Source organism: Vibrio sp. Vb1574, from assembly GCF_033338675.1.
The window spans coordinates 1-1,571 of the sequence record NZ_JAWOTC010000158.1 but is presented as its reverse complement, the minus strand read 5'-3'; the positions used below and the strand labels follow the sequence as shown (position 1 = coordinate 1,571).

The window sequence follows — 1,571 nt, the reverse complement described above, 5'->3', positions numbered from 1 at the left end:
ACGTCATGGGGGAAAACAATCGTCCAGTTCAACCGCTCAATGCGCGTATAGTTCTTACCAAATAACCGATGTTTTTTGAGGTTTTGTAAGCCCGAAATAAAACAAAGCCCACTCAATGTTGAGTGGGCTTTGTGTGTTTAAGAGCGAATTAAAAACCGCTGTCTTCTTGATTTTTCGCCATTTGAATCGGGTCGAGCTTCAGTGTTTGAGTCGGGAACGCGATATCTGCGTTGTGCTCTTTAATGATGCCGACGACTTTCAATAAGACGTCTTGTTTCACTTCGTGGTATCTCACCCAGTTCACGGTTTTCGTGAAAGTGTAGATAAAGAAGTTCAACGATGATGGGCCAAAGGTATCAAAGTTCACAATCAAGGTTTGGCGCGTATCGATGTCTTTGTGATTCTTTAACATTTCGCGCACTGCGGTGATGATTTCTGGCACTTTGTCGGCATCATCGTAACGCAAGCCCACCACTTCGTAGATTCGACGGTTTAGCATTCGGGAAGGGTTTTCAACCACTGTGTTGCTAAACACGGAGTTCGGCACATAAAGTGGACGTTTATCAAACGTGCGGATGCTGGTCATGCGCCAACCAATGCGCTCTACGGTGCCTTCGATTTGACGATCTGGAGAGCGAATCCAATCGCCTACTTTGAATGGACGATCGAAGTAAATCATCAAACCACCGAAGAAGTTCGACAGCAAATCTTTTGCAGCAAGACCTACGATTAAGCCACCCACACCACCAAACGTCAGCAGACCAGACAGAGACAAGCCAAATGCCTGCATGATGGTTAATACGCCGATAGTGATGATGAATAATCGCCCGACTTTCGCGATGGCTTGAACGGTGGTTTCGTCTCGGTTTTTCTGTTCCAGAACGAAATCTTCGATATTGGTGATCAGCCGCATGACGGTCCATACGAAGACGCTGATAATAAGAATCAGCTTGAGCGTGCTCAGCCAATTGATCTTGTCATTCAGTTCGCTTTCTAAAATGATGCCGAGTGACACCGTAGCAGGCCAACACCAAATGAGTGTGCTCACTGGCGCTTTGAGCGCATCAAGCAACATGTTATCCCAATGAAAAGGGGTTTTCTCGACAAGAATTGCAAGACGGGAACGGATGACTCGCCAAGCGATCCATGCGATAAAACTGGCTAACGTGATAAAAAGAACACTTCCGCTCCAATCCTGACTATGCGCTTGTACATAGTTTTGTAAATCGGTAAACCACTGTGACATAAGTAACTTTTATTTCTGATGAACCATGGTGGGAAAGGTAGCAGATATTGAAGTTTCACCCCAGTAATTTCCGGGATTTCATCCATTTATCACTATTATCTGATGAATTTTGAATCGAAAGCGGACGCGTGCAAGCCTTGCCATACCTTTGCTGAGCGCAAATATTCGAACGATCAATTATAAGTTCTCTGACTTATCGCTAACATTTATCTCAAGCAAGTGTGAGAGTGTATTGGCACTTGAATTATCGGAGGCAGATATGGAATTTACAGAGCTGGATCGAAACGCGCTCTACGACATCTGGATGTCACAAAAAGCCAAAATG

1 protein-coding gene and 1 pseudogene are annotated in these 1,571 nt (G+C 44.8%); one reads left to right on the top strand and one right to left on the bottom strand.

What is annotated here, in order from left to right:
* Positions 1-148: 148 nt before the first annotated feature.
* Entirely contained in the window at positions 149-1,246 is a 1,098-nt protein-coding gene (locus R7O12_RS24390) for a mechanosensitive ion channel family protein (protein WP_318126615.1), read from the bottom strand.
* A gap of 259 nt (positions 1,247-1,505) precedes the next feature.
* Here R7O12_RS24390 and R7O12_RS24385 point away from each other — a divergent pair.
* Positions 1,506-1,571: pseudogene (locus tag R7O12_RS24385) on the top strand (XRE family transcriptional regulator); the annotation flags it as partial.